This is a genomic window from Streptomyces sp. NPDC107765 (assembly GCF_055657085.1).
Map to the genome: position 1 here is coordinate 254386 of NZ_JBVKBL010000013.1, position 17597 is coordinate 271982.

11 protein-coding genes and 1 pseudogene are annotated in these 17597 nt (G+C 73.3%); 4 read left to right on the top strand and 8 right to left on the bottom strand.

The features are described 5' to 3' along the window. The first annotated feature begins 203 nt into the window (after positions 1-203). Together ACZ7MX_RS29175 and ACZ7MX_RS29180 are read left to right on the top strand one after the other, a co-directional pair. A complete protein-coding gene (locus ACZ7MX_RS29175) occupies positions 204-1664 on the top strand; it encodes an FG-GAP-like repeat-containing protein (RefSeq protein WP_472136263.1) in 1461 nt (486 codons plus the stop codon). Then, positions 1661-1951, top strand: coding sequence for a hypothetical protein (locus ACZ7MX_RS29180; protein WP_472136265.1), 291 nt, complete (start codon positions 1661-1663; stop codon positions 1949-1951). Before ACZ7MX_RS29175 ends, ACZ7MX_RS29180 begins: the two co-directional genes overlap by 4 nt. 117 nt (positions 1952-2068) lie before the next feature. Here ACZ7MX_RS29180 and ACZ7MX_RS29185 read toward each other — a convergent pair whose 3' ends face one another. Both ACZ7MX_RS29185 and ACZ7MX_RS29190 read right to left on the bottom strand, forming a co-directional pair. Beyond that, positions 2069-4114: an ABC transporter ATP-binding protein gene (locus tag ACZ7MX_RS29185; RefSeq protein WP_472136267.1), complete on the bottom strand. Its 2046-nt coding sequence runs from the start codon at positions 4112-4114 to the stop codon at positions 2069-2071. A 482-nt stretch (positions 4115-4596) separates the two neighbouring features. Continuing rightward, positions 4597-6177: an MFS transporter gene (locus tag ACZ7MX_RS29190; RefSeq protein WP_472136268.1), complete on the bottom strand. Its 1581-nt coding sequence runs from the start codon at positions 6175-6177 to the stop codon at positions 4597-4599. A 164-nt stretch (positions 6178-6341) separates the two neighbouring features. On the opposite strand from ACZ7MX_RS29190, the gene ACZ7MX_RS29195 reads away from it, so the two are divergent. After that, positions 6342-7337 carry an Lrp/AsnC family transcriptional regulator gene (locus tag ACZ7MX_RS29195; protein WP_472136270.1) on the top strand — a complete coding sequence of 332 codons (996 nt, stop codon included), beginning with the start codon at positions 6342-6344 and terminating at the stop codon, positions 7335-7337. An 87-nt stretch (positions 7338-7424) separates the two neighbouring features. Here the strand turns inward: ACZ7MX_RS29195 and ACZ7MX_RS29200 are convergent, their stop codons facing one another. The 6 genes and pseudogenes from ACZ7MX_RS29200 to ACZ7MX_RS29225 all read right to left on the bottom strand — a co-directional run bounded on the left by ACZ7MX_RS29200 (position 7425) and on the right by ACZ7MX_RS29225 (position 15468). Then, positions 7425-8201, bottom strand: coding sequence for an Fpg/Nei family DNA glycosylase (locus tag ACZ7MX_RS29200; RefSeq protein ID WP_472136272.1), 777 nt, complete (start codon positions 8199-8201; stop codon positions 7425-7427). Positions 8202-8234: 33 nt separating this feature from the next. Next, complete coding sequence (locus tag ACZ7MX_RS29205) at positions 8235-8930, bottom strand: chitin-binding protein (RefSeq protein WP_472136274.1); 696 nt, start codon at positions 8928-8930, stop codon at positions 8235-8237. Positions 8931-8959: 29 nt separating this feature from the next. Then, entirely contained in the window at positions 8960-11128 is a 2169-nt protein-coding gene (locus ACZ7MX_RS29210; RefSeq protein WP_472136276.1) for a nuclease-related domain-containing DEAD/DEAH box helicase, read from the bottom strand. Between the two features lie 145 nt (positions 11129-11273). After that, a complete protein-coding gene (locus ACZ7MX_RS29215) occupies positions 11274-13511 on the bottom strand; it encodes a family 2 encapsulin nanocompartment cargo protein terpene cyclase (protein WP_472136278.1) in 2238 nt (745 codons plus the stop codon). A 172-nt stretch (positions 13512-13683) separates the two neighbouring features. Further along, a pseudogene (locus ACZ7MX_RS29220) lies at positions 13684-14572 on the bottom strand (ATP-grasp domain-containing protein). Then, entirely contained in the window at positions 14569-15468 is a 900-nt protein-coding gene (locus ACZ7MX_RS29225) for an ATP-grasp domain-containing protein (protein ID WP_472136280.1), read from the bottom strand. The pseudogene ACZ7MX_RS29220 and the gene ACZ7MX_RS29225 overlap by 4 nt, the downstream one beginning before the upstream one ends. Before the next feature lie 407 nt (positions 15469-15875). Between ACZ7MX_RS29225 and ACZ7MX_RS29230 the strand changes: the two genes are divergently transcribed. Beyond that, a complete protein-coding gene (locus tag ACZ7MX_RS29230) occupies positions 15876-17276 on the top strand; it encodes an amidohydrolase family protein (RefSeq protein ID WP_472136303.1) in 1401 nt (466 codons plus the stop codon). Positions 17277-17597 lie beyond the last annotated feature (321 nt).

Below are 17597 nucleotides of genomic sequence, written 5' to 3' on the forward strand. Positions count from 1 at the left end.
GTTCCGCGGAGGGCTGGTCCGGCGCCGTGGAGCGAGGGGCCAAGTCTTTGGGGATCTCCGTACAACCGTTGGGACGGCTTGTTGGTCTTGGGGGCGCTGATCATCCTGTGGTTCCAGGGGCAACTCCGGGCGGCTGCGGGGGATCCGGTCCGTCCGTACGAGGGGTGCTTGCGCGGCATCTCGCTTGTTGCAGGAGAGCGTCGATGCACAAGAAACTCCGCACCGCCCTGGCCGCTGCATCGGTCGCCGCGTTGACCGGCGGCCTGCTGGTGGTGGGCGCGGCGCCGTCGACGGCGGTCTCCGCCAAGTACGCGGACGACTTCAACGGGGACGGCTATCGCGATCTCGCGGTTTCCGCACCGGGCACAGTCGTCGGAGGGCACGACCAGGCCGGAGCAGTGGTCATCACCTATGGCTCGTCCAGCGGCTTGCGGAGCGGCAGGACGCAGGTCGTCTCGCAGAGCTCCAGCGGGGTGCCCGGCGCGTCCGAAGAAGGAGACCGTTTCGGCGGAGCCACCGCGGCCGGCGATTTCAACAACGACGGTTACGCGGACCTCGCCGTCGGCGCTCCCGGCGAAGACACCACCGCAGGCTCGGGCACCGGTGAGGACACCGGAGCGGTCACCGTGCTGTGGGGCAGCCGCACGGGACTGGCCGGCGGCACCGCTCTGGAGATCCCCCCGCTTGACCATCCGAGGGGCTACGGCCAAGTTCTCACCAGTGGTGACTTCGATGGGGACGGCCTCCACGACGACGTCGCGGTCGGGCTGTCCGGGGACAACTCCGTCTTCTTCTATCGGGGCGGAACCACCAAAAGCAGCACCCTCGGGGGACGCACGGGCTTCCCCGCCACGTCTCTGACCGAGGTCATCTCGCTGGCCGCAGGTGACGTCAACGCTGACGGTGTCGACGACATCGTGGTCGGCGGCCACAACAGCGACAGCCGGGAGCTCTACAAGCAGTCGCTGTATCTCGGACTTGCCTCGTCCCGGCCGCAGTACGCGGGCGATGCGGGACACGGCGAGACAGCAGCAGTCGGAGATGTCGACGGCGACGGGTACGCCGACATCGTCACCGGTCACCCGTGGGATCAGCGGTCCTCGATGGCGGGCACGACTCTGGGCGGCAACGTTTCCCTCACCTACGGCTCGGCCGGCGGTCGGGACACCTCGCGCCCCACCGTGACGATCACACAGAACACCGAGGGGATCCCCGGCGCCTCGGAAGCGAACGACAACTTCGGACACGCGGTGGCGCTCAACGACATCAACGGGGACGGCCGGGCAGACCTCGTCGTCGGCGCTCCCTACGAGTCGATCGGCGCGGCGGAGTCCACGGGCTCCGTCACGGTGATCCCGGGTTCCGCCAGTGGTCTTGCCACCACCTCGGCACGCGCGTACGACCAGGGGTCCGCCGGGGTCCCGGGCGCGGCGGAGGGTGGTGACCATTTCGGGGAGGCCGTGGCACTGACGGACACCAACGGTGACGGGAGGGCGGACCTCGCCGTCGGCGCCTCCGGGGAGAACACCATGGATGGTGCTGTGTGGTCCCTCCAGGGACGTGCTTCCGGGCTGACCACGACCGGCGCGGTGAGCTTCGGTGCGGGAGCGGCCGGTCTGCCGACGAGCGAGTGGCCGGAGTTCGGCGTCCGGATCACGGGGTGAAGCTGATGGGTGCGCCGCTGCCGGCCGGGTGGACTCTTGAGGCGATCCGCAACGTCTCCGGCGATCGGGAGGCCGTAGCGCTGACCACCGATCGCTCCGTCGAGTGGGTGGCCGGGCCGGGAGGCCGTGAACGGATCCATCCCGAGATCATCTTGGGGTTCCATGACCTGTGCCTGGTGAAGCCGGTCAACGACGAGGACTGGTACATGGGCAGTCTGACCGACGAGGGCGGTGTCGACTGCTGGAGCGCCTACAGCGATTTCGACGAAGCGCTTCGTGGTCTGTAGGCCGACGGCATCCGGGGCAGCGGTCGTGCGACCTGCGACCGTAGTGCGGTCCGGGACGCGACTGGATGTCTCGGTCGAGCCGTCGGCTCCCCTGGAGTACGCCGCCCCGCCCCCGCCTCACCCGTGCCAGGATGCCGCGCCCGGCTGGCCCGCCAGGCTGTGTGGTGGGGCGGGCTGTCCGTTGTGGCCCGGTGGGTGGGCGTGGAAGAGGGTGGAGTACAGGCCGTCGTGGGCCAGGAGTTCGGGGTGGGTGCCGGATTCGACGAGGCGGCCCTGGTCGAGGACGAGGATGCGGTCGGCGTCGGCGGCGAGGTCCAGGTCGTGGGAGATCACCAGGGTGGTGCGGCCCTCGGCGAGGCGCCGCAGGGGGGCGAGGATGCGCTGGGTGGCCAGGATGTCCAGGCCCGTCGTGGGCTCGTCGAGGACGAGGACGGGGGCGTCGCGCAGCATGGCGCGGGCGATGGCGATGCGCTGCAGCTGGCCGCCCGAGAGGCGGGCGGTGCCCGGGGCGATGACCGTGCGGTAGCCGTCGGGGAGGGCCGAGATGAAGGTGTCGGCGTCGGCGGCGCGGGCGGCGCGGACCACGTCCTCGTGGGTGGCGTGCGGGCGGCCGCAACCGATGTTCTCCTCGATGGTGTCGTGCAGGACGAGGGTGTCCTGGGGGAGCAGGGTGATGTTGCGGCGCAGCTGGGCGAGCGGCATCCGGTGGACGGGGATGTCGTCGAGGCGGACGGAGCCGGTGTCCGGGTCGTAGAACCGCAGCAGCAGCGCGGCCACGGTGGACTTCCCGGCGCCGCTGGGGCCGGTGAGGACCAGCAGCTCGCCGGGGACCGCGGTGAAGGACAGGTCGTGCAGGACCTCGTCGGGGCTCTCCGGGTAGTGGAAGCTGACGTTGCGGACCTCGACCTCGCCGAGGGCGCGGGTGAAGCGCGGCGGGGCGACGAGGGACGGCGGCGGGTCGGTGACCGCGGGGCGGGCGTCGAGGATCTCCAGCAGGCGCTCGGAGCCGGCGGTGGCCTCGGTGGCGGTGAGGCCCAGCTGTCCCAGGGAGCGGATGGGCGGGTAGAGGTAGCCGATGAAGGCGGCGAAGGCGAGCAGCTGGCCCAGGGTCATCCGGCCGGCGGAGATCTCCCACGCGCCGAGGCCGATGATCGCCAGCACGCAGAGCGTTTCGAGGAGCTCGACGATCTGCTGGTACAGCTCGTTGAGGCGGGCGCTGGTCACCGACGCCCGGAACCAGGCGCGGGCCTGCCGCTCCAGGCGCTGCTCCTCCGCGTGCCGGCGGTTGTACGCCTGGGTGAGCACGACGTTGACCAGGCCCTCCTCGACGACCGAGGTGATCGCGCCGTCCGCCGCGCGCTCCCGGCGGGACACCTCCTTGACCCGGCCGGTGAAGCGGCGGGTGGCGCTCCAGAAGACCGGTGCCAGCACGAACGTGGCCAGGGCGAGGTCCCAGCGCAGCCAGAGGGCCGCACCGGCGTAGAAGAGGATGCCGAAGAGGGCGGCGATCGCCTGGATGAGACCGGAGACCACCATCTGCTCGATGGCGTCGACGTCACCGGTCAGCCGCTCGACCAGGTCACCGCGCCGGTTGCGCTGGAAGAAGTGCGGCGGCAGCGTCTGGAGATGGGCGAAGACCCGGGCCCGTAGGCGCATCACGAAGCGCTCGGCGGTCCAGGCGGCGAGCGAGTTGCCGAGGTAGCCCACGACCGCGCCGATGACGGCCACGGTCAGCCACAGTCCGGCCGGCTGCCAGAAGGCGCTGACCGAGCCCTTCTGCAGGGCGTTGTCGGTGAGTTGGGCGAAGAGCAGGATGGCCGCGGTCTCGGCGAGCGCGGCGGCGACGGCGCACAGGCAGATCAGGACCAGCCAGCGCCGGTCGCCCTTGGTCAGCGGCCAGAAGCGGCGGACGGATTCCTTGAGCCCGACGCGCCGGGTGCGGATGGTGGGGTCGGCCAGCGGGCCCCACAGGCCGCGGCCGAATCCTTCGGACGCGGGCTGCGCTTCCGGAACATCGGGCCGCAGCGGCTCTGTTGGCTGTGCCGGTTGCGTCGGCTGCGCTGGTTGCGCTGACGCTGTCGGTGGTGCGAAGGCTTCGGTCGGCGCCGGGGCCGGTGGCGTCTCGGTGCGCACCGGCCGCCGTCGCGAGCTGCGCAGATGCATGATGGCTACGCCGTATCAGTCGGCTGGTCGGACCGGGCGGAAAGGCCGCTGAGGGGCCCTCACGCACACCCGCTCGCAAACATACGAGGCGGACCCGCGCGCCACGCGAGCCAGCCTCGAACTCAGTGCTTCGGGTCAGTCAGTCGTCGTAGTCGAAGTAACGGCGCCTGTTGTGCCGGCGGCCGTGCCTGCGACGACGCCTCCTGTAGCGGTCCCTGTCGTGGTCCCAGTCATCGCGCCTGTGCCTGCGCGGGAAGACTTTCCGGAAGCTCATGCTGCCTCCTTGATTGTTTCCTTTCCGACGCCCCGTTACCGGTGACGTCCAACTCCCAAGCTACGTCGCCGACCTACTGACAACAAGGAAAATACGTGAAATTTCAGACGAAAGCTGAAATTCTTAATATTCCTGCACAGAGTGGACAATTCATCACTCTCCGCAGACGCCTTCGCAGACGCCTCCCGCCCACACCAGGACCGTCCGTTCACCGATCACCCGCCGTAGCCGCTACGGGACTTGGCCGCATACGGGCCGCGGCGACGACGGTGCAGGCGAGCAGGGCGGCCGCGACCGCGAAGGCATCGCGTACGCCGTGCAGCGCCGAGAGCGCGCCGGGGGCGCCGGCCGGCGGGGAGGCGTGGACCGCGGGGTGCCCGGGGGTGCCGAACGCGTGGAAGAAGACCGCGCCGAGCAGTGCGGTGCCGAGCGTGCCGCCGAGCTGCTGGGCGGCGTTGAGCAGCCCGGCCGCCGAGCCCGTCTCGTGCGGCCGGACCCGGTGCAGTGCGGTGGTGAAGAACGGGACGGCGAACAGCCCCTGCCCCAGTCCGCAGACCGCCAGCGCCACCGGCAGCGGCCAGGGATAGGAGGCTGCGGGGGCGGTGGCGTAGACGGCGACGGCGGCCAGCGTGCCGACGAGCAGTGCGGCGAGCCCGGCGAACATCACCCGGGAGCCGTAGCGGGGCACCAGTCGGGCCCCGGCGCACCAGGACGCCACCGCCATCGCGGCCGACCAGGGCAGCAGGGTGAGCCCGGACGACCGGGCGTCGGTGCGCAGGCCGAGCTGGAGCTGCAGCACGACGACCATCATCAGGCCGCCCACCACCGCGAAGAACAGCAGCGAGGCGGCCAGCGCGGCGGGGAAGCCGCGGCCGCGGAACAGTCCCGCCTCGACCAGCGCGCTACGGCCCTCCCGGGCGCGGCGGCGCTGCTGGAGGCCGAAGACGGCCAGGACGGCGAGCCCGGTGGCCAGGACGGCCCACGGCCGCAGTGCGAACCGGGTCAGGCCGCCGTCGAGGAGCGGCTGGACGACCAGTGCGGTGCCGAGGACGGCCAGCACCGTGCCGGTGAGGTCCAGCCGCGGCCGCCGCTCCGAGCGGTCCTCGGGCAGCAGCGGGGTCGCGGCGAGGACGGCGAGGCCGAGCGGGAGGTTGACGAGGAAGACCGCCCGCCAGGACGAGCCGAGCAGGTCGGCGTGGGTGAGCAGCCCGCCGAGCACCGGCCCGCAGACCGCGGCCAGGCCCATCACCGGGCCGATGCTGCCCATCGCCCGGGCCAGCGCGTCGCCCTGGAACATGGCCCGGATCAGGCCGATGGTCTGCGGGATGACCAGGGCGGCCGCGGCGCCCTGGACGGCCCGCGCGCCGATCAGCATCGCCGGGGAGACGGCCAGCGCGCAGACCGTGGAGGCCAGGACGAAGCCGGCGACCCCGAGGCGGAGCAGCTTCCGGCGGCCGGCGATGTCACCGAGCCGGCCGCCGGTGATCAGCAGTACCGCGAAGGGCAGCGTGTACGCGGCGCTGTACCAGGGGATGCCGGACGCCGGTCCGCCGAGGTCGGCGTGGATCACCGGTGCGGCGACCGTCATGATCGTGGAGTCGAGCAGGTTCATCGCCTCGGCGAGCAGCAGCGCCGCGAGTGCGGCCCACCGCCGGGGGTACGCCGCGGCCGACGGACCGGCCCGGCCGTCGGCCACCGGCGGGCGGGCCGGCCCGGAGCCCTTCGACAACGGCTGGTGCGGCAGGGGGCTGTTGCGCAGGGTTCTGTTGCGCAGGGGGTTGTTCGGCATGGGCTGTCCCTTCGGCCGTGACGGAAGTACGGCCGAGCCTGCGGGCGCGTACCGTGGACGTTCCAGCCAGGGCACTCAGCTCGCAGCTTCTTTCCATCGCAGGCCCGCCCGGCGAAGAATTCGTCCATCCGCCAGCCATCCGTTCTCGGCCAGGAGGCCCGGGCATGCCGCTCGACGAGATCGACCGCGGACTGATCCACGCCCTGCACATCGACGGCCGGGCGCCGTTCAGCCGGATCGCCGAGGTGCTCGGCGTGTCCACGCAGACCGTGGCCCGCCGCTACCGGCGGCTGTCCGCCGAGGCCGGCCTGCGGGTCGTCGGGCTGGCCGATCCGCACCGCGCGGGACGGGCCCAGTGGCTGGTCCGGCTCACCGCGACCCCGCACAGCGCCCAGGACCTCGCCCGTGCGCTGGCCCGGCGGTCGGACACCTCGTGGGTGAAGCTCGCCTCCGGCGGGACGGAGATCATCGCCGTGGTGCACACCCCGGCCGGCGGCGCCGACGGCCGGTCCCTCCTGCTGCACGACATTCCGCGCACCGCCGGCATCACCGCGGTCTCCGCGCACTACCTGCTGCACACCTACCTCGGCGGCCCCACCGCCTGGCGCGGTCGCGTGAACGTCCTCGATGCCCGCCGGCGTCGCCAACTCGCCCCGCCCGTAAGGGAGAACGCCGCCCTCTCCCCCTCAACGGGCGTCACGCCGACCGACGACGACCAGGCGCTGCTGTCCGCGCTGCAGCGGGACGGCCGGGCCGGCCAGGCCGAACTGGCCGCGGCCACCGGCTGGTCACCGGCCACCGTCGCCCGCCGGCTGGCCGCCCTGCGGGCCTCGGGTGCGCTGTTCTTCGACGTCGAATGCGAGGACACGCTGTTCGGCGCCACCACGCAGGCGCTGCTCTGGATGACGGTGGCCCCCGCCCGCCTGGAGCAGGTCGCCACCGCCCTGGCCGGGCACGAGGAGCTCGCCTTCGTCGCCGCCACCACCGGACGGACGAACGTGGTCGCCCACGCCCTCTGCCCCGACCCGGCGGCCCTGCACCACTACCTCACCCACCGCCTCGGCGGTCAGCGCGCGATCCACGCCCTGGAAACCGCACCGGTGCTCCGCACCGTCAAGGCGGCCGGGCCCCTCGTCCCGCCGCCCGGAAGGGCGGGTTGACGTTCCCGGCCGGGCTTCTGCTCGGGCTGATCACCTCGGGCAACGGCGCCGGCAGGCACCGGCAACGGCAACGGGCACCGGGTCGGTCTACGGCTGGCAGCGGGGGCACCACACCGTGCCCCGCCCGGCGACCCGCGTGCGGCGCAGTGGTGTGCCGCAGCGCGGGCAGGCCGGGACCGGGTCGTCGCGCCGGCCGGTGAGCCAGGAGTCGCGCGGCGGGACGCAGCCCGCCCGGACGGCCGCGCGCAGGGTGCGGCGCATCTCGGTGTGCAGCCGGTCGCAGTCGTCGGCGGAGAGGTCACCGGCCGGGCGGCCGGGCGGCAGGCCGGTGCGCCAGAGGATCTCGTCGACGAGCAGATTGCCCAGCCCGGCGAGGACCGACTGGTCCATCAGGACGGCCTTGAGGCTGCCGCGCCGCCCGGCGAGCGCGGCCCGGAAATCCGCCCGGCCCACCTTCCCCGCGTCCGGGCCCTGACGGCTCAGGACCCGTTCGGTACCGGCCGGGTCCATGAGCCACAGGCCCTGGAGTTTGCGCTGGTCGCGGTAGCGGAGCTGGCGCTCCCGGCCGAGCGTGAACACCACCCGGTCGTGGGGGTGGACCGGCTCGTCCGGGGAGCAGCAGACCAGCCGTCCGGTCATCCCGAAGTGCAGCAGCAGGGTGGGGCCGCCGGTGTGTGCGAGCAGCCATTTCCCGTGCCGCTCCGGTTCGGTGAACCGCCGGCCCTCCAGCTCGCCGCGCAGCCGCTCGGGGCTCACCCCGTGCAGCACGCCCTCGTCGTACACCTCGATCCGCCGGATCACCCGGCCCTGCGCGCACGCGACCAGCGTCCGCCGGAACCCCTCGACGTCCGGCAGCTCGGGCATCCGTCCCACCGCCCATCCGGTCGTCGGCCCCCGCTACGCGTGGCGTGACGGGTGTGGTGCCGGGCGCCGCGAGGAGGGCTGTGACGGGTGCCGCGCCGCATGGGCCGACGAGGGCTGTGACGGGTGACGTGCCGCATGGGCCGACGAGGGCTGTGACGGGTGACGTGCCGCGTGCGAGGACGGCTGCCGTGACGAGGGCTTGGCCGCCGGCGGGTGATCGGTGGACGGCGGGTCCTGGTCACGCGGCGGGTCCTCATCGCGCGGCGGGTCCTGATCCCGGGGCGGGTCCTGATCCCGGGGCGGGTCCTCATCGCGCGGCGGGTCCTGATCCCGGGGCGGGTCCTGATCGCGCGGCGGGTCCTCGTCGTAGCGCGGCGGGTCGTCGTCCCCGGGGTCGTCCGACGGGACCAGTTGGAGGCTGCCGTAGCGGGCGAACACCGCCTCCGTGCCGGCCCGGACGGTGGCCATGGGGTTGCCGGTGCAGTCGCGCGAGGACCACAGCACGAGGTCGAGCGGGGTGTCGTTCACCACCTCGCCGCCCCCGGGCCCGAGGCCGTAGCAGTGGTCGTCGCCGGGGTCGACGATCTGGTACTGCCGGTTGCCCGGCCGCATGTGGAAGATGATGGTGCCGGTGGTGGCCTGCGCCGTGGGCGGCACGGACACGGCGAGCGCCGCGCTGAGCGCTCCGGTGAGGGCCACGGCGCCGAGAAGAGCGGTCTTGCGTCGCATGGACCCAAGGTTCCCGAGGCCGTTTTGTCCTATTCCTCCTGATCCGCAGATTCACCCTCCGTGCCGCTCGGCCGGACGCTGCCCAGCCACAGCACGTCCCGCGCCCGGGTCATCGCCACGAAGAGCTGACTCCGCAGCAGTTCGCCCTGCTCACCGGCGGTCCCCCCGTCGTCCCGCCCTTCCTTCGCCGCCGTCAGGTTCGCCTCGTAGCGGGGCAGATAGACCCGTTTGAACTCCAGCCCCTTGGCCCGCCGGTAGCTGCCCAGTTTCACCGCCGGGACCGGCCGCCCGTCGTAACTCTCCAGCAGGCACACCCGTACGCCCGCCCGGGTGAGCAGCCGCCGGTAGCGTTCGATGGCGCGGGTGGCGGGGCACAGCACCGCGGAGTCCGCCAGTTCCTGCGGGCTCAGGCCGCGCAGCACAGCCACCAGCGCCGCGTCGTGCGCCGCGGGCGAGGGCAGCACCGCGCGGACCACCTCGCCGTGGTGGTACGTCAGGTCGATGTCCCGTCGGCCCGGGGTCCGCGAGCCGTCGATGTCCTCGAAGGCGTCCTCGGCGACCACGGACAGTGCGGTGTCCACGATCTCCTTGCTGTTGCGGTAGTTGGCGCGCAGCACCTGCCCGCGGTCGCCGCGGATGTCGATACCGGCGTCCGAGAGCCGGAACCCGCCCGGATGGACGGCCTGCTGTCCGTCGCCCACCAGCAGCAGCCCGTTGGGGCTGTCCCCCACCAGGGAGTGCAGCAGCCGCACCCCGACCAGGGTGAGGTCCTGGACCTCGTCCACGACCACGGCCGCGTACGGGTGGCCGGTGCGGCCGGCCGTCTCGGCGAGCGCGAGGGAGAGCACGTCGTTGAAGTCGTGCACCGCGCGTTCCGTGCGCTGCGCCTCGTACGCCTCGTAGAGGGCCCAGACGGCCTGCCGGTGCGGATGGCGCAGGCTGGTGCGGCGGCGCCGGCGGGGCAGCACGGCGTACTCGTCGAAGGAGGTGATCCCGCGGCCCTTGATGACGTGGTCGATCTCCTCCTTCCAGTAACGGGGCAGCGGATCGATCTCGGCCAGGCAGCTGTCCCGGCCGAGGTGCTTCCAGGCGAGGCTGAAGGCCGTCTCCGCCTTCTCCCGGTGCAGGCGCACCGGTACGTCGCGGGACTGGAGGTACTTCTGCGCCCAGTGGTGCAGGCTGCTGAATTCGATCCGGTCGGCCACCGCGGGCGCCATGGTGGCCAGGAACGTCGCCTGCACCCGCGGCAGGTTGTTGGCGAAGGTGACGTACAGGACGCGGCCGCCCGTGCGCTGGGCGAGGTACGCGGCGCGGTGCAGCGCGACGACCGTCTTGCCGGTGCCGGCCGGGCCGCTGATCCGGGCCGGGCCGGCCCAGTTGCGCCGCACCAGCGCGAGCTGGTCGGGGTCGAGGAAGGTCATCCACCGCTCGATGGGGGCCCGCCGGGCCTCGTCCAGGGCGGCCCGGCGCAGCCCGTCGAGGTCGAAGAGGCCGTCGTCCGCCAGGGAGGGCGCGGGCGGTGCGGCCGGCGTGGCCGCGGGCCGGTTCTGCGCGGTCCGGGCGGGTGTCCGGTCGGCCGCCGCCGGGTCCTCGTACTCGGGGAAGACCCGGCCCAGGTGCTCGGCGAGCGCCCGTACCGAGCCGGCGGAGAGCCGGGTGCGCTCCGACAGCAGCGCCGGGCCGATCTCGTGCTCGCCCAGCAGCCGCAGCCGGCCCAGCTCGGTGTCGACGCGGTGGCCGGCGAAGGCCATCAGCGGGCGGACCGCCACCGGTGACATGCCCAGCGCCGCCACCGCGCCCTCGGCGGCCTTGGTGACCGCGAGGAGTTTGCGCCGGTGTTCGTCGCGGGAGAAGCCGCCGGCCCGCAGCCGCCCGCCGGAGGGTTCCGGGGCGGCCCGCCAGTTCTTGACGTCGATGACGAAGACCCCGCCGGGGCCGATCAGCAGCATGTCCACGTTGGCCGCCCGGGTGCCCGGCCAGCGCCGGTCCACCAGCAGCCGCCAGCCCCGCTCGGTCAGCATCAGCAGCTGGGCGGCGATCCGCCGCTCCCCCTCGCCCGCCGCCTCCCAGCGTTCCGCCCGCTCCCGGGCGGCCCGCCACTGTTCCCGTAACAGCCGCTCCTGGCGCCGGGCCTCCTGGGCCCGCCGTGCTGCCGATCCGCCCGCCGCGCTCCCCGCCGCCGATCCGCCTGACGTCATCCCGCGCCCCCTCACCTCGCCCCGCGTCCCACGGGGTCATGAACCATAGGTCCGTGGCACATGACGCGGTAGTGCGCACAGCAGGGGCACGGGGGCATGGCGCGGGCCCGTGGTCCGCGGTCCCACGGGCCCGCCGCGCGCACGGCTATCCGCTGCTCCGCACCGGCCGCCGGGCGGGCCGGAACGCCGAGGTGCCGAGGCCCTCCGGGACGCCGAGCCAGCCGGGCGAGCCCATCGGGTGGCGGAGTTCGGACGCGAGGTAGCGGCGGCAGTTGCGGTGCCAGTTGAGGATGCCGGCCATCCAGTTCTCCAGCTCGTGGACGTAGCCGTCGAGCACCTGACGGGCCTCGGCGGACAGCCCGAAGTCGTCCTGGACGACCGGGAGTTCCTTGGCGGCGAGGTGCTGGAACTCCTCGATGCGCGAGGTCATGAGGTCGTTGATGATCGCCAGCGCGCTCGGGTGGTCGCACTGGAAGAAGGTCTGGACGACGAGGATGCCGTTGTGCACCTCGCCCTCGTACTCGATCTCCTTCTGGTACGAGAAGACGTCGTTCAGCAGGCAGGCGAAGTCGGCGGCGGAGTTCTCCAGGGCGCGCAGGGTGCCGGTGCGGTAGACCTCGGGCGGCACCCGCCGGCCGTGGCCGATCCGGCACAGGGACATGGTGAGGTCGGACCCGAACGTCGCCCGCCGCATCTCGATGTAGTCGACCGGGTCGGGGATGCGGTGCTGGATCTGGTTGTCGATCTCCCACAGCCAGCTTGCCGTCATGACGTCGACGGCCTGCCGGAAGTCGCGGCGCGCCTCCGGCGTCATCGACACCACGGTGCGGGGCCACAGATCGGCAAGGCCGCGTTCGAGGGCGTTGACCGGCTCCGGGAGCGGCGCGGTGGCGTCGAGCGGCATGAACGCCGACAGCCGTTCGGTGCAGGCCCTGGCCGAGGCGAGGTCCCGCGTCCGGCCGAAGACCTGCGGGTAGTAGTCGTCGGCGTAGGTCCCCCAGGCCAGCCACTGGGAGCCGAGGTCCAGCTCGGCCGGGGTGGCGTCCGGGTGGATGCCGGCCGCGCACAGCGCCAGGTCGTGGCGGACCATCGCGGGCTCGTCCCAGACGTCGGAGAGCGGCACCCCGGGCTGCGGCCGCAGCATGCCCATCCGGTGCGCCCAGTCGAGGGCGCGGCGGCGGGCGCCGTCCAGGTGGGGGCTCAGGGTGAGCGGGAACGGCATGGTGATCTCGGGGATCCGCGCCGGGCCGACCTTCTGGTGGGGGACGTGGGTGTGGCTGCGGAAGCGGTGGGCGCCGGCGGTGGCCAGCGCGGATTTCAGGTCCGCCGCCGAGGTGCCCGGACCGGTGAGGGCCGACGGCGACCAGGGCCGCGCGGATCCGGCCGCCGCGCCGCCGCCGTTCATGTAGCGGCTGGAGCGCATGTGCCACTCGTGGCCGCCGGACTGCCAGTCCTGCAGCCCCTTGGCGTACGCCAGCACGTCCGCGCAGGACCGCGCGTCCAGGCCGGTCTCCAGGAACAGCGCGGGGAGTTCGGTGAGCACGGTGTTCTCGAACTGCTGGAGCCGGGAGGTGATCAGGTCGTTGACCGCGTCCGCGGCCTCCTGGGTGGTGCAGTCCAGGAAGGTCTCCAGCACCAGGACGCCGTTGCTCAGCTCGCCCTCCTCCTCGGTCTCCCGCTGGTAGGAGAAGAGGTCGTTGCGCAGGTGGACGCCGTCGGAGAAGGTGTCGCGCAGCACCCGCAGCGGCCGGGAGGCGGCGACCGCGGCCGGGACCTCGGCGCCGGCCGCGTACTCGACCAGGCCCGCGGACCAGGGCGCGCCGCCGACCTTGCGGCGCATCTCGATGTACTCGACGGGGTTGGGCACCCGGTTGATGTGGATGTTGGACAGTTCCCAGAGGGACTCGTTCAGCAGGTGCTCGGTGCTCTCGGCGAACCGCCGGCGCCAGTCCATCGACATGTGCGGCACGGTGCGGGCCCAGAGGTCGGCGAGACCCGCCTCGACCGGGTTGGTCGGCTCCGGTACGGGCGCGGTGTCGTCCATCGGCATGAAGGCGGGCAGCCGGTCGAGGTACTGCTTGCCGCCCTCCCGGTCCAGGGTGCGCTTGAACTTCTCCAGGAAGTGGTCGTCGAAGAAGAAGACCCAGACGTACCAGTCCGTCACCAGTGAGAGCGCGTCCGCGTCGCAGTCCGGGTGGGTGTACGCGCACAGCAGGGCGTAGTCGTGGGCGTCGAGGTCCTGCTGCTCCCAGATGCCCGAGCCCTCCAGCATCCCCATGGCGCGGGCCCATCGGCGGGAGTGCGTGCGCGCCGCCTCCAGGTGCGGGTTCAGCCGCGCCGGATAGGGCGTGTAGAAGCGGGGCAGTTCGAATGGCTGGGTCACCGTTGCTGGCCTCTTCCCCTGCGTGTTGCCATACGTGCGGAAGGAAGGCGCGGCGGACCACGCCCCCTGACGGGGCCAGCGCTACCCCGGCGTTCGGCGCATTAGACGTTGCGGAGGACGAGCTTCCGCGTCCGCCGCTTTCTGCTCGTTCACCCCCGCACCGGTGATCACTTCAGGCGCTTTTCCGACGCCGCCCTTTCGCTTCCCCGGCCGTAGGGGCGGCCGAGGCGGTACGGGTGGTAGGGGCGGTACGGGTGGTACGGGCAGTACGGGCGGTGCGCAGGGCGAGGTCCGCCAGTGCTTCCGGGGCGCCCGCCTGCCCCCGTATGCCGGGGAAGGCGTTGACGTCGACGACCACCGGCCCGTCCGGGCCGAGCAGCACGTCCACGCCGTAGACGTCCAGGCCGAAGACCCCGCCGGTGCGCAGCGCGAGCTCCGCCCAGCCCGCGGGCAGGTCGCCGGGCGGCAGCGGCCGGGTCGGCCCGCGCCCGTCCGGTGCCAGCTCCGAGCGGCGCAGCCCGGCGAAGAGCCGTCCGTCGACCACCCACAGCTTGTGGTCCCAGCCGCTGTTCGCGGTGAACTCCTGCACGACCACCGGCTCCTGGGGCCAGGCGGCCGCCAGCTCCCGCAGCTCCGCGGCGGTGTCGGCACGGGCCACCAGGTCGCCGCGCCGGCTGTAGCGGCTCTTGACCACCAGCGGCCCGGCCGGCTCCCCCCCCCGCCGCCAGTTCCCCGACCGTGTCCACCGGCCGGGTCGCGGCGAACGGTAGCCCCACCGCCCGCGCCAGCTCCGCCATCACCACCCGGTCCTGACAACGCGCCGTGGCCGCCGGCGAGTTGAGGACCGGGACGCCGTACGACTCCAGGCGGGCGGCCAGCGCCAGCGCCCGCGGGGTCCGCGCCTTGAGGAGGTACACGTCGGCGAGCGCGCCGCGGTCCGGGCCGGGCGCCGCACCGTCCGGGTCGAGGTGGTCGACCCGGTGGCCGCCGCCGGTCAGCAGACGGGTGGCCGCGGCCAGCACCGGGTGCGCCGGGTCCGCCGTGATCAGGCCGATCCTCACCGGTCGCCGCCGATCGCCGCCAGCGGGACGGTCTCCGGCGCGGCCGGTGCCGCGGCGGCCGGCACCCGCTGCCCACCGCCCGCGCCGCCCCCGCCGGCGAGCCGCAGCACCGCCGCCGACACCCGGGCCACCGCGTCCGGCACCTGACGGAAGCTGGGGAAGTCGTTGATGTCGACGACCACCGGACCGTCCGGGCCGAGCAGCACGTCCACGCCGTAGAGGTCGAGCCCGAAGACCGCCCCGATCTCCGCCGCGATCCCGGCGACCTCGGCGGTGAGCGGCACCTGACGCTCCGGTACGTCGGCCCCGGGGTGCAGCGGCGAGCACCGCTCGGTGGCGTACAGCTCACCGGCGACGCAGTAAACCTTCAGGTCGGTACCGGAGTTGGGGACGTACGGCTGGGCGATCAGCAGCCCGCCGGCGTTTCCCGGCGCGCCCGGCCCGGTCAGCCGGCCGGGGCTCTCGACCAGCCGCACCGCGCGCCCCGAGCTGCCGTCCGCGGGCTTCACCACGAGGGGGAACGCGTTCTCGGGCAGCTGGGCGAACTCCTCGGCCCGGGCTGCCGCGTACGTCACCGGCACCGGCAGGCCGTGGGTGCGGGCGATCACCGCGGCCAGCGCCTTGTCCCGGACCCCGCGGATCGCCCGGGCGTCGTTGACCGTGGTCAGCCCGACCGCGGCGGCGGCCTCCAGCAGGGTCAGCCCCGGCCCGCCCGAGACGGTTTTGAGGACCCAGGCGTCATGACTGCCCGCGCGGACCGACTCGGATATCGGGATCAGCGAGCGGCCCGGCCACATGACGTCCACCTGATGGCCCCAGGCGCCGAGTTGGCGGATCACGTCCCTGGGCATGCCGTCGTAGCGGTACTGCTCCTCCACCAGGAAGCAGAGTCTCATCGGGGCATCCTCGTCATCGCCACGCGTCCGTCCACCGACCGCCCGGCAGATCCATGACGCATCAGGATCCCACGCGGGGCCCGGCCCGGGCCGTGAGGGCCCGTGCGCCGCTACGGATCCCCATCCGCCCCATGTTTCGGCGAGGTTACGCCACCTACCGCGCCCGGCACCCTTGCCCTGACCAGGCGCGCCACCGGCCCCGCCGGGCCCAACGCCACCCCCCACCCCACCTCGTAAATCCCGTATGCCGGAACCCTTGTTCCGATTCTGGTGCGGTCCTAGGGTCGGGCCACCCCGGGGACGGATCGACGGACGGTACGCACCACGTACCGCAGTACGGGAAGCAGGCGAGCGGGTTGGCGAACGAACAGCACAGCGGATTCGGCCGGCGGGGATTCCTGGCCGGCATGGGCGGCGCCCTCGGCGCATCGGGACTCGGCAGTGCGGCCCCGGCCGCGGCCGCCGCACCCCACCACGGGCCACGCCCCGAGGACTTCCACGGCCCCCGGCAACTGCTCGTGCCCGAGCTGCTGCTCCTGCCCGAGGGCCCGGTGCGCGGCCGCGCGGTCCTCGTCTCCGGCGGCACCTTCCGCGCCGTCGGACCGGCCGAAGCGCTCATCAAAGCCCACCGCGACCTGCAACCGGTCCGCCTGGACGGCCACTTGCTGATGCCCGGCTTCGTGGACGCGCACCACCACCTGACCCAGAGCTTCGGCAAGGCCCAATCGTTCGGCCAGCCCTCGGAGATCTTCAAGACCGTCTGGGAGCCGCTGGAACACGCCCTCGACGAGGAGAGCGCCTACGTCTCCGCCAAACTCGCCGCCCTGGAGGCGCTGCGCGGCGGCTTCACCACCGTCGCCGACGCCGGCACCCGCGCCCCCGTCGACGTGGCGGCGATCGCCAGGGGCACCGAGGAAGCCGGCATCCGCTGCGTACTGGGCAAGATCGTCTCCGACGGCACCGGCGGCCCCGCCCACCTGAAGCGGTGGGACGGCCACCCCCTCGTCCACCCCTCCCTGGCCATCGCCGTCCCCGAGGACGCCACCGCCGAGACCCTCAAGAAGACCGCCGCCCTGTGCGCCGAGGCCGGCGCGGTCCTCCAGATCCACGTCAACGAGCACCTCGCCTCCGTGGAACGCTCGCTGAAGAGCGTCGGCCGGCGCCCCGTCGAACACCTCCACCACATCGGCGCGCTGGGCCCGCACACCCTCGGCGCCCACGCCACCCTCCTCACCCCCACCGAGATGCGGCTGCTCGCCGACTCCGGCGCGGCGATCAGCTACAACCCGGTGGCCAGCGCCTGGAAGGGCAACGGCGTCACGCACGCCACCATGCTCGCCGCCATGGGCGTCCGGTTCGGCATGGGCACCGACGGCACCCGCGGCGACGGCTTCCGCCTGATCGACGCCGGCGAGACCGCCCAGCGGCTCGCCCACGGCCTGGGCTCCGGCGACTCGGTCTGCGGCGCCGGCCGGATGTGGCTGGACCACGCCACCGCCCGCAGCGCCGACGCCCTCGGCCTCGGCAAGGTCACCGGCGAGATCGCCACCGGCAAGGCCGCCGACTACCTCCTCGTGAACCTCGACGTCCCCGAACTCACCCCCTCCTACGACCTGCGCTGGGAACTCGTCCGGCTCGCGGGCCGCGACCAGATCACCGCCGTCGTCGTGGCCGGCCGCCTCCGCCTGTGGCACGGTTGGCCCACCGACTGGGACGCCCACGCCCTGATCGCCCGCGCCGCGGAACTCGGCCCCCAGGTCGTCGAACGCGCAAAGATCCAACGGGTGGAGCCGGTGTACGAGTCCTAGGGCGGCCGGAGGCGCGGGCGCGGGCGCGGGCCTCCCTTGCGGGCGCACCGAGGGGGCCAGCCACGGGAGACCATTCACGGGGCCCCGACGGGGCCACCCTCCGGACCAGCCACAGGCCCCACAGGGCCACCCTCCGGACCAGCCACGGGAATACCCGCCACCCCCAGCCCGTTGATGGCCCCGAGGGGGCGCCCGGATCCCCTAGGGGATCTGTTCGACCCCTCCCTAGTACTGCAACCGCATGTGGTGTGTGTGGCCTCGGCGTTGGTAGTGGCAGTGGCGGGCTCTGGCTTGGCTGCGTCTGCGGAAGTGTGACCAGTG

Bases quoted from the DNA above. Each gene is read 5' to 3' on its own strand.
- ACZ7MX_RS29175 (WP_472136263.1), top strand. From the start codon at position 204: ATGCACAAGAAACTCCGCACCGCCCTGGCCGCTGCATCGGTCGCCGCG.
- ACZ7MX_RS29185 (WP_472136267.1), bottom strand. From the start codon at position 4,114: ATGCATCTGCGCAGCTCGCGACGGCGGCCGGTGCGCACCGAGACGCCA.
- ACZ7MX_RS29190 (WP_472136268.1), bottom strand. From the start codon at position 6,177: ATGCCGAACAACCCCCTGCGCAACAGAACCCTGCGCAACAGCCCCCTG.
- ACZ7MX_RS29195 (WP_472136270.1), top strand. From the start codon at position 6,342: ATGCCGCTCGACGAGATCGACCGCGGACTGATCCACGCCCTGCACATC.
- ACZ7MX_RS29200 (WP_472136272.1), bottom strand. From the start codon at position 8,201: ATGCCCGAGCTGCCGGACGTCGAGGGGTTCCGGCGGACGCTGGTCGCG.
- ACZ7MX_RS29205 (WP_472136274.1), bottom strand. From the start codon at position 8,930: ATGCGACGCAAGACCGCTCTTCTCGGCGCCGTGGCCCTCACCGGAGCG.
- ACZ7MX_RS29210 (WP_472136276.1), bottom strand. From the start codon at position 11,128: ATGACGTCAGGCGGATCGGCGGCGGGGAGCGCGGCGGGCGGATCGGCA.
- ACZ7MX_RS29225 (WP_472136280.1), bottom strand. From the start codon at position 15,468: ATGAGACTCTGCTTCCTGGTGGAGGAGCAGTACCGCTACGACGGCATG.
- ACZ7MX_RS29230 (WP_472136303.1), top strand. From the start codon at position 15,876: ATGGGCGGCGCCCTCGGCGCATCGGGACTCGGCAGTGCGGCCCCGGCC.